The 18,422-nt window shown below is 61.2% G+C and carries 19 protein-coding genes and 1 pseudogene; 7 read left to right on the top strand and 13 right to left on the bottom strand.

The genetic code is table 11. The features are described 5' to 3' along the window. The first annotated feature begins 18 nt into the window (after positions 1-18). On the top strand, positions 19-1,086 hold the full coding sequence (locus V2B23_RS07420; RefSeq protein WP_430949776.1) for a Dyp-type peroxidase: 1,068 nt from the start codon (positions 19-21) through the stop codon (positions 1,084-1,086). Next, on the top strand, positions 1,083-1,877 hold the full coding sequence (locus V2B23_RS07415; RefSeq protein WP_033235271.1) for a family 1 encapsulin nanocompartment shell protein: 795 nt from the start codon (positions 1,083-1,085) through the stop codon (positions 1,875-1,877). The genes V2B23_RS07420 and V2B23_RS07415 overlap by 4 nt, the downstream gene beginning before the upstream one ends. On the opposite strand, the gene V2B23_RS07410 is transcribed toward V2B23_RS07415, so the two are convergent. The 6 genes from V2B23_RS07410 to V2B23_RS07385 all read right to left on the bottom strand — a co-directional run bounded on the left by V2B23_RS07410 (position 1,866) and on the right by V2B23_RS07385 (position 5,712). Beyond that, a complete protein-coding gene (locus V2B23_RS07410) occupies positions 1,866-2,183 on the bottom strand; it encodes a hypothetical protein (protein ID WP_430949775.1) in 318 nt (105 codons plus the stop codon). The genes V2B23_RS07415 and V2B23_RS07410 overlap by 12 nt on opposite strands. Then, the gene (locus V2B23_RS07405; RefSeq protein WP_430949774.1) at positions 2,180-3,004 is read right to left on the bottom strand and encodes a DUF692 domain-containing protein; all 825 of its coding nucleotides are present in this window, start codon (positions 3,002-3,004) and stop codon (positions 2,180-2,182) included. Before V2B23_RS07405 ends, V2B23_RS07410 begins: the two co-directional genes overlap by 4 nt. Further along, on the bottom strand, positions 3,001-3,879 hold the full coding sequence (locus V2B23_RS07400; RefSeq protein ID WP_430949773.1) for a TIGR04222 domain-containing membrane protein: 879 nt from the start codon (positions 3,877-3,879) through the stop codon (positions 3,001-3,003). Before V2B23_RS07400 ends, V2B23_RS07405 begins: the two co-directional genes overlap by 4 nt. Next, the gene (locus V2B23_RS07395) at positions 3,876-4,775 is read right to left on the bottom strand and encodes a TIGR04222 domain-containing membrane protein (protein WP_430949772.1); all 900 of its coding nucleotides are present in this window, start codon (positions 4,773-4,775) and stop codon (positions 3,876-3,878) included. The genes V2B23_RS07400 and V2B23_RS07395 overlap by 4 nt, the downstream gene beginning before the upstream one ends. Then, positions 4,772-4,921: a hypothetical protein gene (locus tag V2B23_RS07390; RefSeq protein ID WP_430949771.1), complete on the bottom strand. Its 150-nt coding sequence runs from the start codon at positions 4,919-4,921 to the stop codon at positions 4,772-4,774. Before V2B23_RS07390 ends, V2B23_RS07395 begins: the two co-directional genes overlap by 4 nt. Before the next feature lie 116 nt (positions 4,922-5,037). Beyond that, on the bottom strand, positions 5,038-5,712 hold the full coding sequence (locus V2B23_RS07385) for an SDR family oxidoreductase (RefSeq protein WP_430949770.1): 675 nt from the start codon (positions 5,710-5,712) through the stop codon (positions 5,038-5,040). Positions 5,713-5,789: 77 nt separating this feature from the next. Between V2B23_RS07385 and V2B23_RS07380 the strand changes: the two genes are divergently transcribed. From V2B23_RS07380 to V2B23_RS07370, 3 genes are read left to right on the top strand one after another with little or no spacing between them, the layout of a single operon-like run. Beyond that, complete coding sequence (locus V2B23_RS07380; RefSeq protein WP_430949769.1) at positions 5,790-6,713, top strand: metal ABC transporter substrate-binding protein; 924 nt, start codon at positions 5,790-5,792, stop codon at positions 6,711-6,713. Then, complete coding sequence (locus V2B23_RS07375) at positions 6,710-7,441, top strand: metal ABC transporter ATP-binding protein (RefSeq protein WP_430949768.1); 732 nt, start codon at positions 6,710-6,712, stop codon at positions 7,439-7,441. The genes V2B23_RS07380 and V2B23_RS07375 overlap by 4 nt, the downstream gene beginning before the upstream one ends. A 3-nt stretch (positions 7,442-7,444) precedes the next feature. Beyond that, entirely contained in the window at positions 7,445-8,377 is a 933-nt protein-coding gene (locus V2B23_RS07370) for a metal ABC transporter permease (protein WP_430949767.1), read from the top strand. Here V2B23_RS07370 and V2B23_RS07365 read toward each other — a convergent pair. The 4 genes and pseudogenes from V2B23_RS07365 to V2B23_RS07350 all read right to left on the bottom strand — a co-directional run. Then, positions 8,301-8,984 (bottom strand): ABC transporter ATP-binding protein, encoded by a 684-nt coding sequence (locus tag V2B23_RS07365; protein WP_430949766.1) that lies wholly within the window; start codon positions 8,982-8,984, stop codon positions 8,301-8,303. The genes V2B23_RS07370 and V2B23_RS07365 overlap by 77 nt on opposite strands. Then, positions 8,981-10,111 (bottom strand): ABC transporter permease, encoded by a 1,131-nt coding sequence (locus V2B23_RS07360; protein ID WP_430950200.1) that lies wholly within the window; start codon positions 10,109-10,111, stop codon positions 8,981-8,983. The genes V2B23_RS07365 and V2B23_RS07360 overlap by 4 nt, the downstream gene beginning before the upstream one ends. 150 nt (positions 10,112-10,261) lie before the next feature. Continuing rightward, positions 10,262-10,993: a cyclase family protein gene (locus V2B23_RS07355; protein ID WP_430950199.1), complete on the bottom strand. Its 732-nt coding sequence runs from the start codon at positions 10,991-10,993 to the stop codon at positions 10,262-10,264. Next, positions 10,994-11,395: pseudogene (locus tag V2B23_RS07350) on the bottom strand (TIGR03668 family PPOX class F420-dependent oxidoreductase); the annotation flags it as partial. A gap of 60 nt (positions 11,396-11,455) precedes the next feature. Between V2B23_RS07350 and V2B23_RS07345 the strand changes: the two are divergent. Next, positions 11,456-12,457: a PHP domain-containing protein gene (locus V2B23_RS07345; protein WP_430949765.1), complete on the top strand. Its 1,002-nt coding sequence runs from the start codon at positions 11,456-11,458 to the stop codon at positions 12,455-12,457. A gap of 88 nt (positions 12,458-12,545) precedes the next feature. Here V2B23_RS07345 and V2B23_RS07340 read toward each other — a convergent pair whose 3' ends face one another. Beyond that, on the bottom strand, positions 12,546-13,259 hold the full coding sequence (locus V2B23_RS07340; protein ID WP_430949764.1) for a YoaK family protein: 714 nt from the start codon (positions 13,257-13,259) through the stop codon (positions 12,546-12,548). A 62-nt stretch (positions 13,260-13,321) separates the two neighbouring features. Continuing rightward, a complete protein-coding gene (locus V2B23_RS07335) occupies positions 13,322-14,917 on the bottom strand; it encodes a hypothetical protein (RefSeq protein WP_430949763.1) in 1,596 nt (531 codons plus the stop codon). Between the two features lie 290 nt (positions 14,918-15,207). Between V2B23_RS07335 and V2B23_RS07330 the strand changes: the two genes are divergently transcribed. Beyond that, positions 15,208-16,587 carry an MFS transporter gene (locus V2B23_RS07330; protein WP_080711781.1) on the top strand — a complete coding sequence of 460 codons (1,380 nt, stop codon included), beginning with the start codon at positions 15,208-15,210 and terminating at the stop codon, positions 16,585-16,587. 2 nt (positions 16,588-16,589) lie between these two features. On the opposite strand, the gene V2B23_RS07325 is transcribed toward V2B23_RS07330, so the two are convergent. Further along, positions 16,590-18,287, bottom strand: a complete 1,698-nt coding sequence (locus V2B23_RS07325) for a PucR family transcriptional regulator (protein WP_430949762.1) — start codon at positions 18,285-18,287, stop codon at positions 16,590-16,592. Positions 18,288-18,422: the final 135 nt, after the last annotated feature.

Raw genomic sequence — 18,422 nt, 5'->3', positions numbered from 1 at the left:
TCGGCCATACTGGTCTGCATGGTGGAAACGAGTGCGATCGACGAGGCCGAGAGAGCGGGGACAACCCTGCCTGCGGTTCCCCAACCACTGCTGACACCGCTCACGGAAGCTGCGATCTTCCTGGTTTTCACCATCGACGAGGGGGGTGAGCAGGCAGTTCACGACGTTTTGGCGGATATCTCGGGCCTGCAGCGCTCCATCGGATTTCGGGTTCCCGCCGGTGGCTTGGCCACCGTGGTCGGGATCGGTTCGGATGCGTGGGACCGGCTGTTCGAGGGCCCGCGACCGGCGGAATTGCATCCGTTTGTCGAGCTGGCCGGTGACAAACACCACGCTCCACGCACACCAGGCGACTTGCTGTTCCACATCCGCGCCCGTCAGATGGATCTGTGTTTCGAGTTCGCTTCGGTTGTGACGACGCGGTTGGCCGGGGCGGCTTCCGTGGTCGACGAGGTGCACGGATTCAAGTATTTCGAGCAGCGTGATCTGATGGGATTCGTGGACGGCACCGAGAACCCGTCCGGGCAAGCGGCATACGTCGCGGTCACTGTCGGAGACGAGGATCCGGAGTTCGCGGGCAGCAGCTACGTCATCGTCCAGAAGTACCTTCACGACATGTCGGAGTGGAACGCCCTGCCCGTCGAGGAGCAGGAAAACGTCATCGGACGCTCCAAGCTCGAAGACCTCGAGATGGACGACGACACCAAGCCTGCCAACGCTCACACCGCACTCACCGTCATCGAGGACGAATCCGGCGAACAGATCCAGATTCTGCGCGACAACATGCCGTTCGGCCATGTCGGCTCGGCGGAGATGGGCACGTACTTCATCGGCTACTCGGCATCGCCGACGGTGACCGAGCAGATGCTCCGCAACATGTTCATCGGGAATCCGGTCGGCAACTACGACCGCATTCTCGATTTCTCGACTGCCGTCACCGGAATCAATTTCTTCGTTCCGACGGCGGATTTTCTCGACGATCCCCCGGACGTGCCGTCCAGGCTCGTGCCTGAAGCGACGTTCACAAAGCCCATCTCTGACGGTTCTCTCGGAATCGGAAGTCTCAAAAGGAGTGCCCAGCAATGACAAACCTGCACCGCGACCTAGCACCCATTTCGGCAGCAGCCTGGGCCGAGATCGAAGAAGAGGCCAGCCGCACCTTCAAGCGTCACGTTGCCGGCCGTCGGGTCGTCGACGTCGAGGGTCCGTCGGGTGACGATCTTGCCTGTGTTGCGTTGGGGCATCAGGTTCCGATCAGTTCACTCGCGGACGGTGTGATTGCGCACGCTCGTCAGTCGCAACCGATCATCGAACTGCGGGTGCCGTTCACCGTCAGCCGCCAGGCGATCGACGACGTCGAGCGTGGCGCAAAGGATTCCGATTGGCAGCCGGTGAAGGACGCGGCGCAGAAGATCGCGTTTGCCGAGGATCGTGCTGTCTTCGAGGGATACCCGGCGGCAAATATCACGGGTGTGCGCGCGAGTGGTTCCAACCCTGAACTGAAGCTGCCTGCCGACGCCAAGGATTACCCCGAGGCCATCAGCCAGGCCCTCACAGCGTTGCGTCTGGCCGGTGTCAACGGCCCGTATTCGTTGCTGCTCAACGCAGATGCGTTCACGCAGATCAACGAAACCTCCGACCACGGCTACCCGATTCGCGAGCACATCAGGCGGGTGCTCGACGGCGACATCATCTGGGCCCCGGCTATCGACGGTGCGTTCCTGATGTCCACGCGCGGTGGCGATTACGAGTTGCACATCGGCCAGGATCTGTCGATCGGCTATCTGTCACACGACGCCGAGTCGGTGGAACTGTACTTCCAGGAGTCGATGACATTCCTCATGTACACCAGTGAAGCTGTTGTCTCACTGACGTAGCAGCCGTCGATACCAGGGCCGGCGAGGCAGTTCATGGATGTCCTGCAGGTGCGCGACAAACGCTTGGGCGTCGGCATGTGACGACGTCTTCGGTCGCCCGACTGCCCAGGCCGTGAACAACTCGAGATAACGATCGCCGAGAGTGTGGCGCACCATCGGAAGGTGGTGCGCCACTTCGCTGCCGCGCTTGCGGATCAGGGCCGCCGACGCCACTGCAGTGTCCTCTGTGTCGAATCCCGGCGGCAGTTCGCCGCCTGCCACCAGCGCCCGCACCAGCGCTTCCTGACGCGCTCCGAGGCTGCTCATGCGCGTGTCCACTGGGTGTCCGCGGTGATGCGTCGCAGTCCCGCAGCGTCGGCTACGGCGTCGAGTTCGCCCAGAAGTTCGTGCGCCGGTGGGTAGTTGCCGTCTCGCTCGAGCATGATCGCGGGATGGTGCCCCGCTGCGGTGAATTGCTCGAGTAGTTCCACCACCTGCCGGGGAACGGGATCGGTGTGGGTGTCGTGGTACTTACCGTCGTGCACGCTGCCGCCAGCGATATGGCAATACGCTATGTGCTCGAGGGGTAGTCGGCACAATTCCGTCCACGGATCGCGGTGCCGGTTGAGCGCATTTGCGTACACATTCGCGATATCGAGTACCAACCGAATCCCGGTGCGTTCGATCAGTTCCGAGAGAAACTCGCCCTCGGTGAGTTCGTCGTCCGGCCAGTCGAAGAGTGCCGCGATGTTCTCCACCGCGAGTGGTACGGGAATACTGCCCTGGACTTGGGTGATGTTGCGCGCCAGGACGTCCAGGGCCTCGTAACTCCGGGGAACCGGCAACAGGTGCCCCGCTTCGATGCCGCCGGCGCGGACAAACGCGATGTGTTCACTGACCATCGGCACGCCGCTGAGCCCGCCTAGCTGGGCCAGGTGCTCGACGCGCCGACGATCGAGTGGGTCCGCGCCGCCAAGCGACAGGGAAATGCCGTGTGGGATAACCGGAACGGCTAGCCGTTCCAGTTCGGGCGGTAGTGAACTGTCGAGGGATTCCGCAATGACCTCACAGAACGCAAGGCCGTCCAGCGCAGCGATGATCCCCGAGATCTCGGGGCGCCAGCCGATTCCCAGGCCGTTGAGAGTCATCCGCCGCACCCTCCGCCGCCACCACCACATCCGCCACCGCCACCGCCGCAACTACTTCCGCTACCGTCGCCACCTCCACTGCTTCCTCCGTCGGCGCCGATTCCCGCTGCGGACGCCAGCGCCGGATTGATCATCAGAAAGGCTGATCCGGCGAAGAGAGCCGCGGACATGCCGGCCAATCGTGGTCCGTAGGCGGAGAATGCGGGGTTGTTGCGAGGTGCGAGGTAGTCGTGAGACTTCGTCAACGCAGATCGTGTCGCATTGCCTGACGCGGTGCGATCAAACGTCAACCCGAGGAGGGGGATCGTGAAGCCGGTGGCTATTACTGCGAGAATCAAGAACTCGAAAGGTTTGTCGCCCAGTACCCCGAACACGATTCTCACAATTCCGACTGCCATCAGAATCTTCAGTGGCAGAGTGGCGAGCCAGATCGACCGCCGAGTAGTGGGCGGCGTCAGGTATCCCTTGTCCATCAGTGAGTTCCGCAGCTGCGCCGATTCCACGGTCATTCTCTCGGCGAGTTGGCGTCGACGGTGGGGTGAGGCTTGCTCAGCCAGTTTGTAGTAGACCGTGCGGGTGTACCAATCGAGTGTCGCGTCACCTGGTCCCAGCGGCCGGAGTACCGCGCCGTCGATCGTGATGAGATCGGCGCTGCGCAGGATCGCCAACGATGCTGCGATAGCGCGGGCCTCACTGGTGAGCATTCCGACTTCGGGTGGGGTGAGCTGATCGATGAACTCGACAGCGACCTGGCGGGCTCGAAGCGTCAGGCGCCACAAGAAGGTCAGAATTGCCAGCGTGATCGCGACGATGATGTAGCCGTACAGGAATTCTCGGCTGGGGATTCCCCACGTATCGGCGGCGTAGGCGTTCATCCTCCGCACCCCCCGCCTCCACAACTGCTGCCGCTACCGCCGCCATCCGAGCCGGATGAGGAGCCGCAACTGTAGTAGCTCGAACCGCCGCCGCCGGGGCTGTACGCCGCGCCGGCAGCCACCGCCCCGGCCAGTGCCGGATCAACCAGAACCAGTGCGCCGGAACCGAACAGCGCTGCCGACAACCCGGCGAGAGAAGGCCCGTAGCTGGTGAACGAGGGTCGCAGTTTCGGTGAGAGATACGAGTTCTCGTGCTTGAGTCGGCGCAGTTCGCTTTCGCCTAACGCAGTGCGTCGACGATTGATACGTAACAACGGAATCAACGATGCCAACACGATGATCGTCAGGAGCAGAAATCCGACGGGCTTGCCGCCGGCCACGCCGAAGATCAACCGGACGACACCGAGGCCGATGACCGCGACCAGAGGGGTGGTACGCAGTAGTGCGTCGACACCACGCTGCGGGCGCTGCAGGTAGCCGGCATCGATCAACCCTGTACGGAGTTGCGCGAGCGCGACATTCATCCGCCCGAGCAGGCGCACCTGACGCAGCGGTACCGTGCCACTGCCGAGTCGCTTGTGGAGAGTGCGGGTGAACCAGTCCAGGCGACCCTTGTCCTCCTTGGTCAGGACGCGTGCGGCTTTCCCGGCGGTGGTGATGAGTTCGGCGCTGCGCAGCATTGCCATCGATGCGAGGATTGCCTGGTAGTCGCTCGTCAGGGCCCCGACTTCGGGGGGCGTCAGTGGCGCGCGGACGGCGTCGACAACTGTTGGTGATCGCCGGGCCGCCATTCGGCTGTAGAGAGACAGGCCAACTGCGACTGCGGCGGCTAGGAGGTACCACTGCAGAAAGGTCTGGCTGGGGATTCCCCAGGTGTCGGCTGCGTAGGTGCTCATCCTCCCCACCCCCCGCTGTCGGTCAGGATGCCCATTTCTGCCGGCGTCAGGGGGCGGGCGATCGCCAAAGCGCCGTGAGTTGCGGCGACGTATCGCGCGCGGGCGGGCTCAGTGGAAAATCCCCACTTGTCCGTATGATTATTCATTGCGCTCCACCTTTCAACGTCCTTGTCCGACAACTGATGTCAGTATCGGGGCACGTTGCGAGAAAGCGATATCCGGGATTCGATCGTCACCATTCTGTTACCGTCGAACAGGAGCTTTACCGGCCGGTAGGTCGGAGAACTACCTCCGTCGGATGTGCGTCGGCAGGAGTTTCGACGGCAGTGCGTACCGCGCGTGCCACGGTGGAAGCCTTCAGGAAGCTGCTCGGGTCGTAGTTTCCGCCCTCCCCGGCAACAATCTCGCGCTGCATGTCGGTGTCGATTCTGCCCGGGTGGATGGACGTCACACGTAACGACGGTTCTTCGAGTCGCAATGCGTCGCCGAACGCTCGGAGTGCAAACTTGCTGGCTGCGTACGATCCCCAGCCGGCATTGGCGCGCAGTCCCGCGCCGGAGTTGATCAGCACGACGTGACCGCCGCCGGCGCGCAGAGCGGGAAGGAGAACGCGAGTCAGTTCGGCTACGGCGATGACATTGGCCTCGAACGTGCGCCGCCACTGATCGGCCGAGGATTCCTCAATGGTCCCGAGATCCGCGATACCGGCATTGTGGACCAGGACATTCAGATTGTTGACGGGAATGGATGCGGCGACGGCGTCGTAATCGGTGATATCGACGGGCCACGGCGTGGAGCCGGGCAGTTCGGCGGTGATCGCCTCGAGGGAAGCCGCAGAACGGGCGCCGAGCACCAGGTTGTGTGTCGGTGCGAGTTCGCGCGCTATCGCAGCTCCGAGGCCGCGGCTGGAACCGGTGATCAAGGCAGTAGGACGCATGGGCTGAGCTTAACGACCCATGATTGTTCGGGTACCCAAACTTGTCTATTTGATAGCCCTGATATTAGAGTTTTACCATGACGACTCGCGACGCGAAAAACTACCGCCGCCTGGGGATTGTTGCTCTCGCGGCAGTGTTCCTCGCTGGATGCTCTGCGGTGAACTCCGCCGACGATGACCGCCCGGTAGTACTGACGACGTTCACCGTCCTCTCGGACATCGCGCAGAACGTCGCCGGCGACAATCTTCGCGTCGAGTCGATCACCAAGGCCGGAGCCGAGATCCACGGATACGAACCGACTCCCGGCGACATTCGTCGTGCCAACGAGGCCGATTTGATCCTCGACAACGGGATGAACCTCGAAGCCTGGTTCGCCAAGTTCGTCGACGGCCTGGACGTGCCGCACGTCGTGGTGAGTGAGGGCGTCGAGGGGATTCCCATCGCTGGTGACGCCTATGCGGGCAAGCCCAATCCGCATGCGTGGATGTCGCCGTTGAACACACAGATCTACGTCGACAACATGGTGGCCGCGTTCAGCGATCTCGATCCGGACAATGCCGCGGCGTTTGCCGAGAACGGGGCGAAGTACAAGGCGGAACTCCAATCCGTGCAGGATCGACTGGTCAGTGGCCTGGCAACGCTGCCCGCCGGTCAACGCGCGCTGGTGAGCTGTGAGGGCGCGTTCTCCTACCTCACCCGCGACGCCGGGCTCAGCGAGGCGTACATCTGGCCCGTCAACGCCGAGCAGCAAGCCACTCCGCAACAGATCATTGCGGCTATCGACTTCGTCCGGGCCAACGCCGTTCCCGCGGTGTTCTGCGAGTCGACGGTCTCGGACGCCCCGATGCAGCAGGTTGTCGGCGCAACGGGAGCAAAATTCGGCGGCACTCTGTACGTCGACTCGTTGTCCGAAGCAGACGGCCCCGTGCCCACGTACCTGGACATGATTCGTCACGACACCGACGTCATCCTCGGCGGACTCACCGGAGGCGCATCATGAGCGAAGCGATCCGCGTCGAGAACGTCAGCGTCCACTACGGAGACGTGCATGCGCTCGAGCATGTCGACCTGACGCTGAACTCGGGCAGCGTGTGCGGTCTGATCGGGATGAACGGCTCGGGAAAGTCGACGCTGTTCAAGGTGATCATGGGAATGATCAAGCCGGACAACGGGTCTGTGCGTATCGCCGGCATCGAGGCGTTGGTGGCCCGCAAGAAGGGGTACGTCGGATACGTTCCGCAGAGTGAGGACGTCGACTGGAGTTTTCCGATCAGTGTTCGCGACGTCGTGATGATGGGCCGGTACGGGCACATGGGGTTCACCCGGCGTCCGCGACGCGCTGATCGAGATGCTGTTGCCCACGCTCTGGAGCGAGTGCAACTGACAGAATTCGCGGACCGCCAGATCGGGCAGTTGTCCGGTGGTCAGAAGAAGCGCGCGTTTGTTGCGCGCGGCATTGCGCAGGACGCGTCGATCCTGTTGCTCGATGAGCCTTTTGCCGGCGTCGACAAGCGTTCCGAGGCAACTATTTCCACACTTCTTCGGGAATTGGCGGCCGACGGACGGTCGATTCTGGTCTCGACGCACGACCTCCACGCGGTTCCGAAACTGTGTGACGAAGCGGTACTTCTCATGCGGAAAGTACTCGTCCATTCCGACCCGGATACCGTGCTTCGGCCGGAGAACCTTGCCCTCGCCTTCGGCCTCGACGTGATGGACAGGACCTGATCGATGAACATCGTGGAACTACTTCTCGATCCGCTCGAATACGGATTCATGGTGCGCGCCTTGGCTGTTGCCGTGGTGGCCGCAGTGGTCTGCGGCGTACTCAGCTGCTGGTTGGTGCTCATCGGCTGGTCGCTCATGGGCGATGCCGTATCGCACGCCGTTCTGCCGGGAGTGGTGCTGGCTTACGTCGTCGGAGCACCGTTTGCTATCGGCGCCCTGATCTTCGGGTTGATCGCCGTTGCGTTGATCGGGTTGATACGCAACACGAGTCGAGTAAAGGAAGACGCCGCGATCGGGATCGTCTTCACCACACTCTTTGCCTTCGGGTTGGTGTTGATCTCGGTCACGCCGAGCCAGACCGATCTCAACCACATCATCTTCGGCAACCTGCTCGGAGTCAGTTCGTCGGATCTTCTGCAGGTGGCCGTGCTCGGTGCGTTGGCCCTTGGTGTTCTACTGGTCAAGCGCCGCGATCTTACGCTGTTTGCCTTCGATCCCGTCCACGCCAACGCAATCGGGCTCTCGCCCAAGCGGCTCAGTGCGTTGCTGTTGGGAGTTCTCGCGCTCACCGCCGTGGTCGCGCTGCAAGCCGTCGGCGTCGTGCTGGTGGTTGCGATGCTGATCATCCCCGGTGCAACGGCTTATCTTCTGACCGACAGGTTTTCGCGGATGCTGGTGATCGCGCCCGCCATATCGGCGGTATGCGCGATCACCGGCATCTACATCAGCTACTACCTCGATACCGCATCCGGCGGCATGGTGGTGATGACGCAAGGGATCGTCTTCACGCTGGTCTATCTGTTCAGCCCCAGCCACGGCGTATTGGCCAAGTGGATTGTGCAGCGGCGCAGGCGGTCGCTCAGTGCGCCTGCAGGCGCCCGTCAATCATCTCCAGAACACGATCGCAGTGACGAAGCACTTCATGATCGTGGGTGACCATCACAGTGGCGACACCGCTCGAGTGAGTTTCCCGGGCCAATAATTCGACGATGTCGTGGCTGCGTTGGCGGTCGAGCGCTGCGGTGGGTTCATCCACCAGCAGTACGGAAGGATCGCTGATCAGGGCGCGCGCAATCCCCACTCGCTGACGCTCACCACCGGACAGTTGACCCGGTCGTCTGTTCGCGCGGTGGGTCATCCCGACGGCCTCGAGCAATTCTGCCGGCGTCTTCGATCCCTTTCGGCCGGTGATCTTCTCGACCAGACGCAACTGATCGGTCGCGGTCAACGCCGGAATGAGGTTGCCGGATTGGAACACGAATCCGATGTTGTCGCGGCGAAACTCGGCCAGTTTCTTCTTGGACAGGCCGGTAATGGTGGTGCCGTTCACGGTCGCGGTGCCGCCTGTCGGGGTTGTCAGTCCACCGGCAACGGCAAGCAGACTGGATTTTCCGGCCCCGGACGGACCGACGACGGCAACGATCTCGCCGGGCAACACGCTCAGGTCGACGTTGTCGAGTGCGGTGACATTGTTGTCGCCGTCGCCGAAACAGAGCTGCGCCGCAGCAAGATTCAATCCGAGCGTGGTAGTTGTGACGGTCATCGGTTTTCTCCTAGCGCGGCAAGGGGGTCCACAGACGAGATGCGGGCGATCGCAACGACGGCACCGACCAGACCGAGGACGATGAGTAGTGCTGCGCCGCTGAAGACAGGGCCGGCCTCGAGGGCAAACGGCATTCCGGATCCGGTGAGCAGGCTACCGAGACCTAAACCTATGAGCACACCGGCCAATGCGGATGCAACGAGGACGATCACAGCCTGCATCAGGCCGTCTCGCAGCAGAAATCCGGTGGACGCTCCCATGGCGCGCATGACCGCGATTTCACGGCTGCGTTGCACCGTCCAGATGGTGAAGAACGCACCGACCACCAAGGCTGATATTGCGTACAGGAAGGCCTTGATCATCGTCATGGTCATCATCTCGGCGCTGTAACCCGGTGAGGATTCGAAAGATTCGGTCAACGTCTTCGCTGCGGTTCCCGCAGCCGCGTCGCCAGCACTCAGATCGGGCAGTGCACCGTCGATGCCTTGGATGGCAATAACGCTGCCCTCGTTGTAGGCGTCGGCGCGCGGCGCCTCACCGGCCTTGGTGCCGGCATGGATCTGTTGCCATGTGCTCAGCGGAACATACGCGACGTCGACGTGACCGAAAGTTCTTTGGTCGCTGGTGAAACCGACAACTCTCAGATCGGTGCCGAGGCGGTCGACGGTGACAGTATCGCCGAGTTTCACACCCTCGTCGCGGGCGCTGTTGCTGACGATGACGGTGTTCTCGCCGCTCAGCGCGGTACCTTCTGCGGCCGCCGGTTCGAGGAACGACCCTGGCTCGATCCCGAAAAGTGTGAGATCGACGGGAGTGCCGTTCTGGGTTTTTACATTCACGATCATGTTTCCGAACAGTGCTGCATTGGCTACGTCGGGACGCTCACGCCAGGCTTGGGCCTGCTCTTCGGTGACCACCGAACGGCTGAATGCGGAATCGGATTTGGTGCCTTCGGCAAAAGCAAAGGCTTGTGCCGGTGTGCGTTGCAGGCCCGATACGCCGTCGTTGACGAGGCCGGAAGACAGTCCGGCCATGATTACCATCAGGATCGAGATGAGGGCGATCACGGCGCCCATCAGCAAAAATCGAGTTCGCGCGAACACGAGTTCGCGCACGGCCAGAAACATGATGCCTCCGAAGTGTGTCGGCGGCATGGCCGACGGTTATTACGACGCTTGGGTATTACGACGCTTGGGTATTACGACACTGTGTCGTAATCATATCGACACCCTGTCGGGAACATATCGACGGGGTGTCGGTAAGTGCCGGAATAGACGTCAGATCAGCGCATATACCGTCGCCGGTGACCCCGAACCACCTCGATTGACGGTGCCTCCCACAAGCACGTACGCACCCGTGGTGGGGAGCGCGCTCAGGTTGGCGAGATTCTCCAAACTGATCCGATGGGCGCCGTACAGCAGGGTGGAGACGGCGTAGTTGTCGTCCATCCCGGCGTCGGGTCCGAAGGTGTCGGTACCCAGGGCGCCTTGTCGGCCCAACCGTCCGGAATCGAGGAGCCACCGAACGGTGTCGACGCCGAAGCCCGGTTGATGAGTACCGGAGTCGTCGATATTCGCGTACAGATCTGTGCCCCAACGGGATTCCCAGCCGGTCCACAAGATCACCGCCGCGCCGTCCGGTATCCGACCGTGCCTCGATTCCCATTCGGCTACATCGTCGACCGTGAGAATGTAGTCGGAATTCCGGGCAGATTTCTCCCGGATGTCGATCTTCACTGCGGGCAGATACAGGTCGGCTGGATCCAATTGATCCGCGGTGAGTCCGCCGAGTTCAAAATGTGCCGGTGCGCCCCAATGTGTTCCGGTGTGTTCACCCTGCTTGACGTACTGCAGGTAATAACCGTCAGATTCGACGGTGGTGGCCGTCTCGAGTGTGAACTCCGGATCGCCGGGAAATATCGGCGTGGATGCGGGGTCGTTGACATGTGAGAGGGAGACGATGCGATGTGGTGCATCTCGATGTGGTGTGCCAAAGCTGTTGCTTTGCAGCGATTCCCACGACGACCACCGTACGTTGCGTACCGCGATCACCTGCCCGTTCGGGCGGGAGTCGACATATTGAGAGTACTTCGAAGCCAGAGCGTCGATCGCCCTCTCCGCCTCGTCGGTTCCCGGCTCCAGAATTTCGGCATCGCCGTCCGCCCGTACCCACCACAGCTGAGACCAGTCGTCGTCGTAGCGATCGACCAGCAGGCTGACGTGGCCCGTCGCAGCTATGTTCTTCAGCCGCCGAAGTGCGGTTGTGGTTTTCGGTTTGTGGTCGACACACGAGTAGACGGTGCCGCCGACAACAACAAACACGAGCGGCACGATGTGGGGAACGCCGTTGGTATCGGCGGTCGCCAGTCGTGCCACTCGTGCTGTGGAAAATCGTGCTCTCGGATCGTCCATAACCACAGCGTAAGTGGATCAGGGGTTGCCGCGAGCCGCTGCTGACGGAACAGTGGACCCATGGAACCGGATGAAGCGCTTCGGGAGATCGCCTACTGGCTCGAACGATCGCGGGCAGAGACGCACCGGGTGAAGGCCTACCGTCGCGCTGCTGAGGTCTTCACCGGGCTGTCGGACGACGAGAAGGAGTCGCGTCGCAAGGCCGACAGTTGGAAAGCCCTCACCGGAATCGGACCCAAAACAGCGACGATCATTGCGCAGTCGTACGACGGCGTTCCCGAGTATCTCGCCGAGTTGCGGGGACAGGCGCAACCTATCGGCGACGGTCCGCTGCGGCAGGCTTTGCGCGGCGATCTGCACACGCACTCCGATTGGTCGGACGGCGGCAGCCCCATCGAGGAAATGATGCGACGGGCTGCCGCGTTGGGCCATGACTACTGCGCGCTCACCGACCACTCACCGCGTCTGACCGTCGCCAACGGGCTGTCCGCGGATCGCCTGCGAGCTCAACTCGACGTCATTGCCGCATTGAATGCGGAACTGGCTCCGTTCCGAATCCTTACGGGTATCGAGGTCGACATCCTCGAAGACGGTTCCCTCGATCAGGACCCGGATCTGCTCGACGAACTCGATATCGTGGTGGCGAGTGTGCATTCCAAACTGCGATCCGAACGCGAGGCAATGACTCGCAGAATGCTTGCCGCGGTGCGTAATCCGCGGGTAGACATTCTCGGCCACTGCACCGGCCGGCTTGTCGAGGGTGGTCGCGGTACTCGTCCCGAATCGCAGTTCGATGCCGAGAGAGTATTCGAAGCCTGCCGCGAATCCGGTACTGCTGTGGAGATCAATTCCCGGCCCGAACGTCGTGATCCACCGTCGCGGTTGATCGAGTTGGCCCTCGATCTCGACTGCATGTTCTCCATCGACACCGACGCCCATGCTCCCGGTCAATTGGCATGGCAGGGCTACGGGTGCGAGCGCGCCGAAAAGTGCGGCGTCGACGCCGATCGGGTGATCAACACGTGGACGGCGGACGCGCTCCTCGAATGGGCTGGCAACTGAGAGGGCTGGAACGCAGCGGTGGTCCGCTGCGACCGCGCCGAAGACCGAGGGCTCCTACTGCTTTCCATGTTGATTACGACGGCTGATCTCAATCAACTCGGGTCAGGTAGCGGTGGCCGATCAATGAAACGGCGATAGTGATGCACGCACCGATCAACAACGCGAGCGCGACGTGCAGCAACAGAAGTAGTGCTCCGACAATTGCGCCGACGAAAATGGTGACGATCGCGCCGACGCGCCGATTCCACAACGCGGATCCCGTTCCGAAGAACGTCTCACTTGCAAGCGAGGTCAGGGTCGAAGTGACCACGACCGTGGTCATATCCTTGACCGCGAGAGCCCTTGCTACCGCTGCCTGCTCGCCCATGACCAGTGCAATAACCGCTGCGAAGACGATCTGTTGGACTGCCGACATGGTGTCGCCGACCACGAACATCGATACGGCTAAGCCGAGGAGAACTATTCCACCTGTCGCGAATAGTGCTGTGGTCCGTGTGTGCCATCCTGCAGGCGACCCGCGAAGCAGCAGCCCGCACGTACACGCCCCAAAGGTAAAGGCAATCAGTGCGATTGCTGGCCCCAGTACGGGAAGCTCGTCGGCGCCGGCAACGGCCATACCCAGTATGACGATGTTGCCGGTCATGTTGCCGGTGAACACCCGGTCGAGGCCGAGGTATCCGACCGCGTCGACTAGTCCGGTCACGAAGGTCAGGGCCATCATCGTTGCAACGCCGATGCTTTCGTGGTTGAAACTTGCGCTTGCGGTGGTGCCATCGGTGTTTTGCTTGTACGAGATTGTCATGAAGTTCCTGAGAATACAGCTGAGACCGGGGAGTGTTGTCTCCCCGGCAACAGGAGACGGGTTCAGAATATGAGAACCGAAACAATGGTCATCAGCACGAGTCCTGAACAGACGGGGATGAAGCATTTACGGGCGAGATCGAGGACTGACACTCTGGCGAAACCTGCAACCGCGATAAGTGATGACCAGGCAACGAGAGTTCCCCCGCCAGACCAGATATTGCCCATCTGGCCAATTGCTGCGAGGGTTGCCGGATCCATTCCTACTGCCGGGCCGAGGGCTCCGGCCAATGACCCGGTAAGTGGCAGGCCGCTGAAGCCTGAGCCTTCGAGTCCCGCGATCATTCCGATGATCAGGATCGCGAACGATGTGACAAACGGATTCTGCGGTAGATGGGACTGGCCTGCATTCACGAGATCGAAGAGTAGCGTCGGGCCTGCTGTATCGGCTGGTAGAGCAAGTATCTGGGCAGAGAAGTCGCCGTTCCCGATGAAAAAGAATCCTGCGATGGGAAGCACTATCCCCATCGCCTTGAAGGCGAAAACGAGACCGTCGATCAGATGCTCGGAGGTCGTCTCGAAGAATCCTTGCTTGTCATTAGTGGCCGCGGCCGCGAACAGAATGAGCGCGGCGATACCACCGACCATGGCCGCGGCGTCGCCACCCTTGAGGTCCGGGACGATGTCAGTGAATTTGCCGATGAGTAGGTACACAATGAATGCAAGGTAGGCGAGCGGCACCAGAACTGCGAATGTACGTGCGGCCCTGATGCTTTTGAATACGTGGTCGACGGTTGCCTTCATCGACGAGTCATCGGTGTCGACGCGTTCGGCCACCGACACACCGACATTCGCTCCGGCCGTCACCAGAACTTTCGACCCGCCCGCCGCTCCGGTACCAGGCAGGGTTCCGCTCGGTACCGGAGTGCTGCCGGCGGAGTCGCCGTCAGCCTGGGTCGAGCGGCCGTTCTCGTGCTCGGCTCGCGATTCCCATTCCGTGAGAAGTTCGGGCGATGGTGCTCGCATATTGCGGCGCTGCGTCAGCCACGTGATGATCAATGCGGTGAGTCCCACGATCAGTGACATGACAAGAGCGCGGTCGGCAACTACATCTGGATCGACACCGGCGGCAGTTGCGGACAGGCCAGGCGCAACCTTGATGATGTAATCGGCCGAGAGCGCCATTCCCTGCCCACAGATGGCGATCGACATACCGACTGCCATAGGCGAGAGACCCGCGCGGATCGCGACCGGAATCAAGACCGCCCCAATGAGCGGAACCGCCGGTGTGGGCCAGAAGAACAGCGAGATCATGTACGTCACGGCGGCAAGAACGAGAAAACTACTTGTGCCACCGCGCATAACTTTCCGGAACGGCGCAACCATGAGTCGATCGGCGCCCATCTGACGCAACGCTCCGAGCATCGCAGTTACCAGAGCGATGATCAGGAAGATGTTGAACAGTTCTTTGGCGGCGACGAGACTTGCGTTGAAGATTGATGCGAGTCCAGTGACAAGGCTGTCGGAAAAGACGAATGCAGTCAGAAATGTACCCAGTACCGCCGGCACGACTATGTTCTTTCTGAGCATCATTGTGGCCAGGATGACGAGTATGCCCGCGAGGTACACCCAGTGTGCGGCAGTTAGATTTACTTCCACGTTGCGCCCCTTATGAGTTCGTGCCAAAGTCGCGATAACTGATTGAGTGATAGTGCGCGGGGCGGTTTCCAGGGTCAACGGCTAGTCTGCACACTCGAGTCCGATCCTAGATGTGCAGGATGTCCCATATTGCGCAAAACTGCGCGGCGATATGACCGTTGAGTTAAGAATTGTTGCGCGACTGCGCTTTTCGATGACATTCTGGCCATAAAATGTGGGTACCCTAACCTTAGCTGGGCACGTGGTTCCTCTGTGCCTTGCCTTCAAACCGCAATGGAACGGATAGCATGATGAGTGCAACTACGGGCGTGACCGCATCGAGGATGAATGCGGGAGTTGACGGGGGCACATCACCCGCACTTGCCGCACTGCTGGTGGGAACTTTCGTCGGGACGGTCAGCAACAACATCGTCAACGTCCCACTCACGGCCATACTCGACGATTTCGAAGCTCCATTGAGTAGTGGAATTTTTGTTGTCGTCGCATTCTTGTTGACCTTCGCAGCGGCGATGCCCCTGGCAGGCTGGATTGGTGATCGGTTCGGGCGCAGGCGGGTTTACTGCGCAGCGTTGATCGGCACTGCGATTTGCTCGCTGGGCGCGGCATTGGCACCGTCACTCCCGGTGCTGGTGATGTGGCGCTCGTTCGGAGGTGTTGCGGCGGCCGCGTTCGCGCCCGCCGTCATGGGTCTCATTGCCTGGCTGTTCGGCCCGGCGCGGCGGGCCAGAGCAGTCGGGGCTTGGGCTGCAGTCAACGGAATCGGGCAGGCCATGGGACCTTCACTGGGCGGTGTGGTGAGCGACTTGATGGGCTGGCGATGGGTATTCGTTCCACTCATCCCAGCGGCGCTCATCGGCTACTTCGCCACCATGAAGTTCATTCCGCGTTACCCCGCGAAGAAGATGCAGCTGGACTGGGTGGGTGCGATCACGCTGACCAGTGGCGCCGGTTCCATCGTCCTCGGGATCAGTCTCGCTTCGCAAGGGAGCCGAAGTGCTTGGCTGAGTGGAATTCTCGTTGTTGCCGGAATCGCGCTGGTTTCTGTGTTCGTTGCCTGGTGCCTACGGGCGAAGGACCCGTTCGTTCCGATAGATCTGGTCCTCGAATCACGTTTCCTGCGAAGCGCACTCGCGGCTTTTGCTCAGATGTTCGCGCTGGGAGCCACGTTGCTTGCGTTACCGCTCTACCTGACTTCAGGCGGCAGCTCCACGACCTCGGCTGGACTTGTTCTCTTTGTACTGCCGCTATCGATGACCGTTTCAGCGCCGGTAGTCGGACGCTACGTGGACAGGCTCGGCGGCCGAATGACGATGCGCTGCGGTTTGTCGATCTTGATCGTCGGATTATGCGTTCTTGCAACGATTCTTCAGCTCGACGTCCGGAACATGTGGTCCTTGAGCGCGGTGCTGATTGTTGTCGGAGTCGGAGTCGCGATGGTGCAAACGCCTGCTGCAGCAGGCTCGACCCGTTCACCTGCCGGCGCAGTAGGTACGGGGCTCGGTCTGTTCAATCTGATCCGTTTCGGCGGGTCTGCAGTGGGCGCCGCGTGGGTCGGAATCGCCGTTAACGTGGCAGACAGTCCGTTTGCCCTCCTATTCGGGATCACCTCGGCTGTTGTTGCCGTCGGGTTCGCGGCAACCTTTGTCGGCGAGGATCCAATCGCGGCGTGATTTCAGGTGTTCCGCGTCTCTCGGTCAACCCCCGCCCGCACCGTGGCCAAAAGATCCAACCTCAATGCCAACCAGATCGTGAATTGATTTTCGGCTTGCTTGATATCGAGACCCATCGACCGAGAGATCCGATCAAGCTTGGAGATCATCGTATTTCGATGCAAGCCAAGTTTGCGGGCCGCAGCATTGATGTTTCCGGCTTCGGCGAGATAAGCAAACAGGATTTTCTCGAAGTCCGGTGGTCCGCCGAGGCCTCGTAGTGGCCCAAGTATGTCGTCGATCAACCGACGGCTTTCGTCTGACTCGGCCGCAACCGCAAGCACCCCGAATCCGCGGAGATCTCGGTACGAGACCGAACCCGACAGTTCGAGTCGTGCTGCGATACCGAGTGCAATTCGAGCGTCACGGTAGCTTGCGGCGATATTCTTCGCTCCGTGCGATCGTCGGCCATGAGTCACCGGAATGCGCTGTCCCAAACGCTTTTCCAGATCAAAGGACATGGCATTGGCATAGTCGTCGATCTCGTCCTGACTCTCGCTTCGCAGTGACCTGACGACAATAAGAAAATCGCCGATCACGGTTACGTGGGAGGCGACATCCACCTGGGGCAGTACGCCTGCCGCGTACCGGGCGAGACGCACCATACTTGCACCCGGATGCGGGCCCGTCCGGTCGACCAATCCAGGTGCGACGAAGACGATGTAGTCGAGGTCGAGATCAATTTCGTGGAGTTCGGCGCGAGTTTTGAGGTCGAGGTCACTGGCGAAGTTTCCGTGGACAAGGGCTTGAACGAAGTCGCCCTTGGCGCGCTCTTCAGCTTCGTCGACGCTTCGCTGCCGTAGCATCTCGGCACCGATAATCGAGCCGGCTTGCTCCACGACTACCTTGTACTGAGCGATGTCGTGCCGCCGTGGTTTGCCGGCGAGCGTAAGGACGACAACCCATCCCTCATGCCGACCGGCGAGATGCATGGCAGAGGCAACTGCTGTCACGGAAACTGAATTCGAATGCGCCGGAGGAAGCTCGAGAACATGCACTTCATGTGCGTGGAGAACTTCTTCTTCCGTCCTGCTCGGAAGGGCTGCCGTCAGGGACTGCACCAGCGCCGCAGTCGCTTCGCTGTCTTCGGCGGGTAGTCCGGACTGGACGATCAACCTTCCCCGGACGTCGAGGGCGAGGGCGGGGCGAGAGGTGAGAGAGCTTACTTCGCGAACGAGCATCGGTACGCCGGCGCCACGGTGAAGTAAGGCAGCAAGAGACTGATGAACCATCACCCCGTACCGCATCACATGAGCTTCCTGAGTGAGTGCGCGCTCGGCGAGGAGCTTGTTCAGCACGGTAAATCCAACGGGGAAAGCCAATTCCACCGCCGGTAGTGCCTTCGGCCAGACTGTGCTGGAAGGAGCCGTCCCGTCGACGATCACAGCACTGGCACCACGCGCGAGTAGCGATTTCAATGCCAGGGCGGCGCCCGAAAGAGCATCCGGACGGGTGTAGACAACGACGCCTACCAGCGAATCCGGCCTGCTCAACACCTCGTCCCACGGTAGGCACCACGTAACCTGGGAGTCCATCTGGTCGTAACCTGACAGCACGTGCGCCTTGTCGAAGATCGGTTCCTCGAGGAGACCCCGTAGCGATAATCGTTCGGCTTCGAATTGCTCCGAGTCCGTCATGTTCTCGGTCTGTCGATGGTTCATGACTGCGCTCCTCGCGGTGGATCAAGTGTGCAGTATGACCTACGGAACCAGCCCATGTCATGTGCAGTATGACTATCACAGTGCTGCTCGTCCGGGTTCTTTTGACCATCGTGCGGAGGGATCAGGGCTGGTAGA

Origin of the sequence: Rhodococcus sp. 24CO, assembly GCF_050586165.1 — a bacterium.
Taxonomy (GTDB): domain Bacteria; phylum Actinomycetota; class Actinomycetes; order Mycobacteriales; family Mycobacteriaceae; genus Rhodococcus_F.
This window is presented reverse-complemented; position numbering and strand designations above follow the sequence as displayed.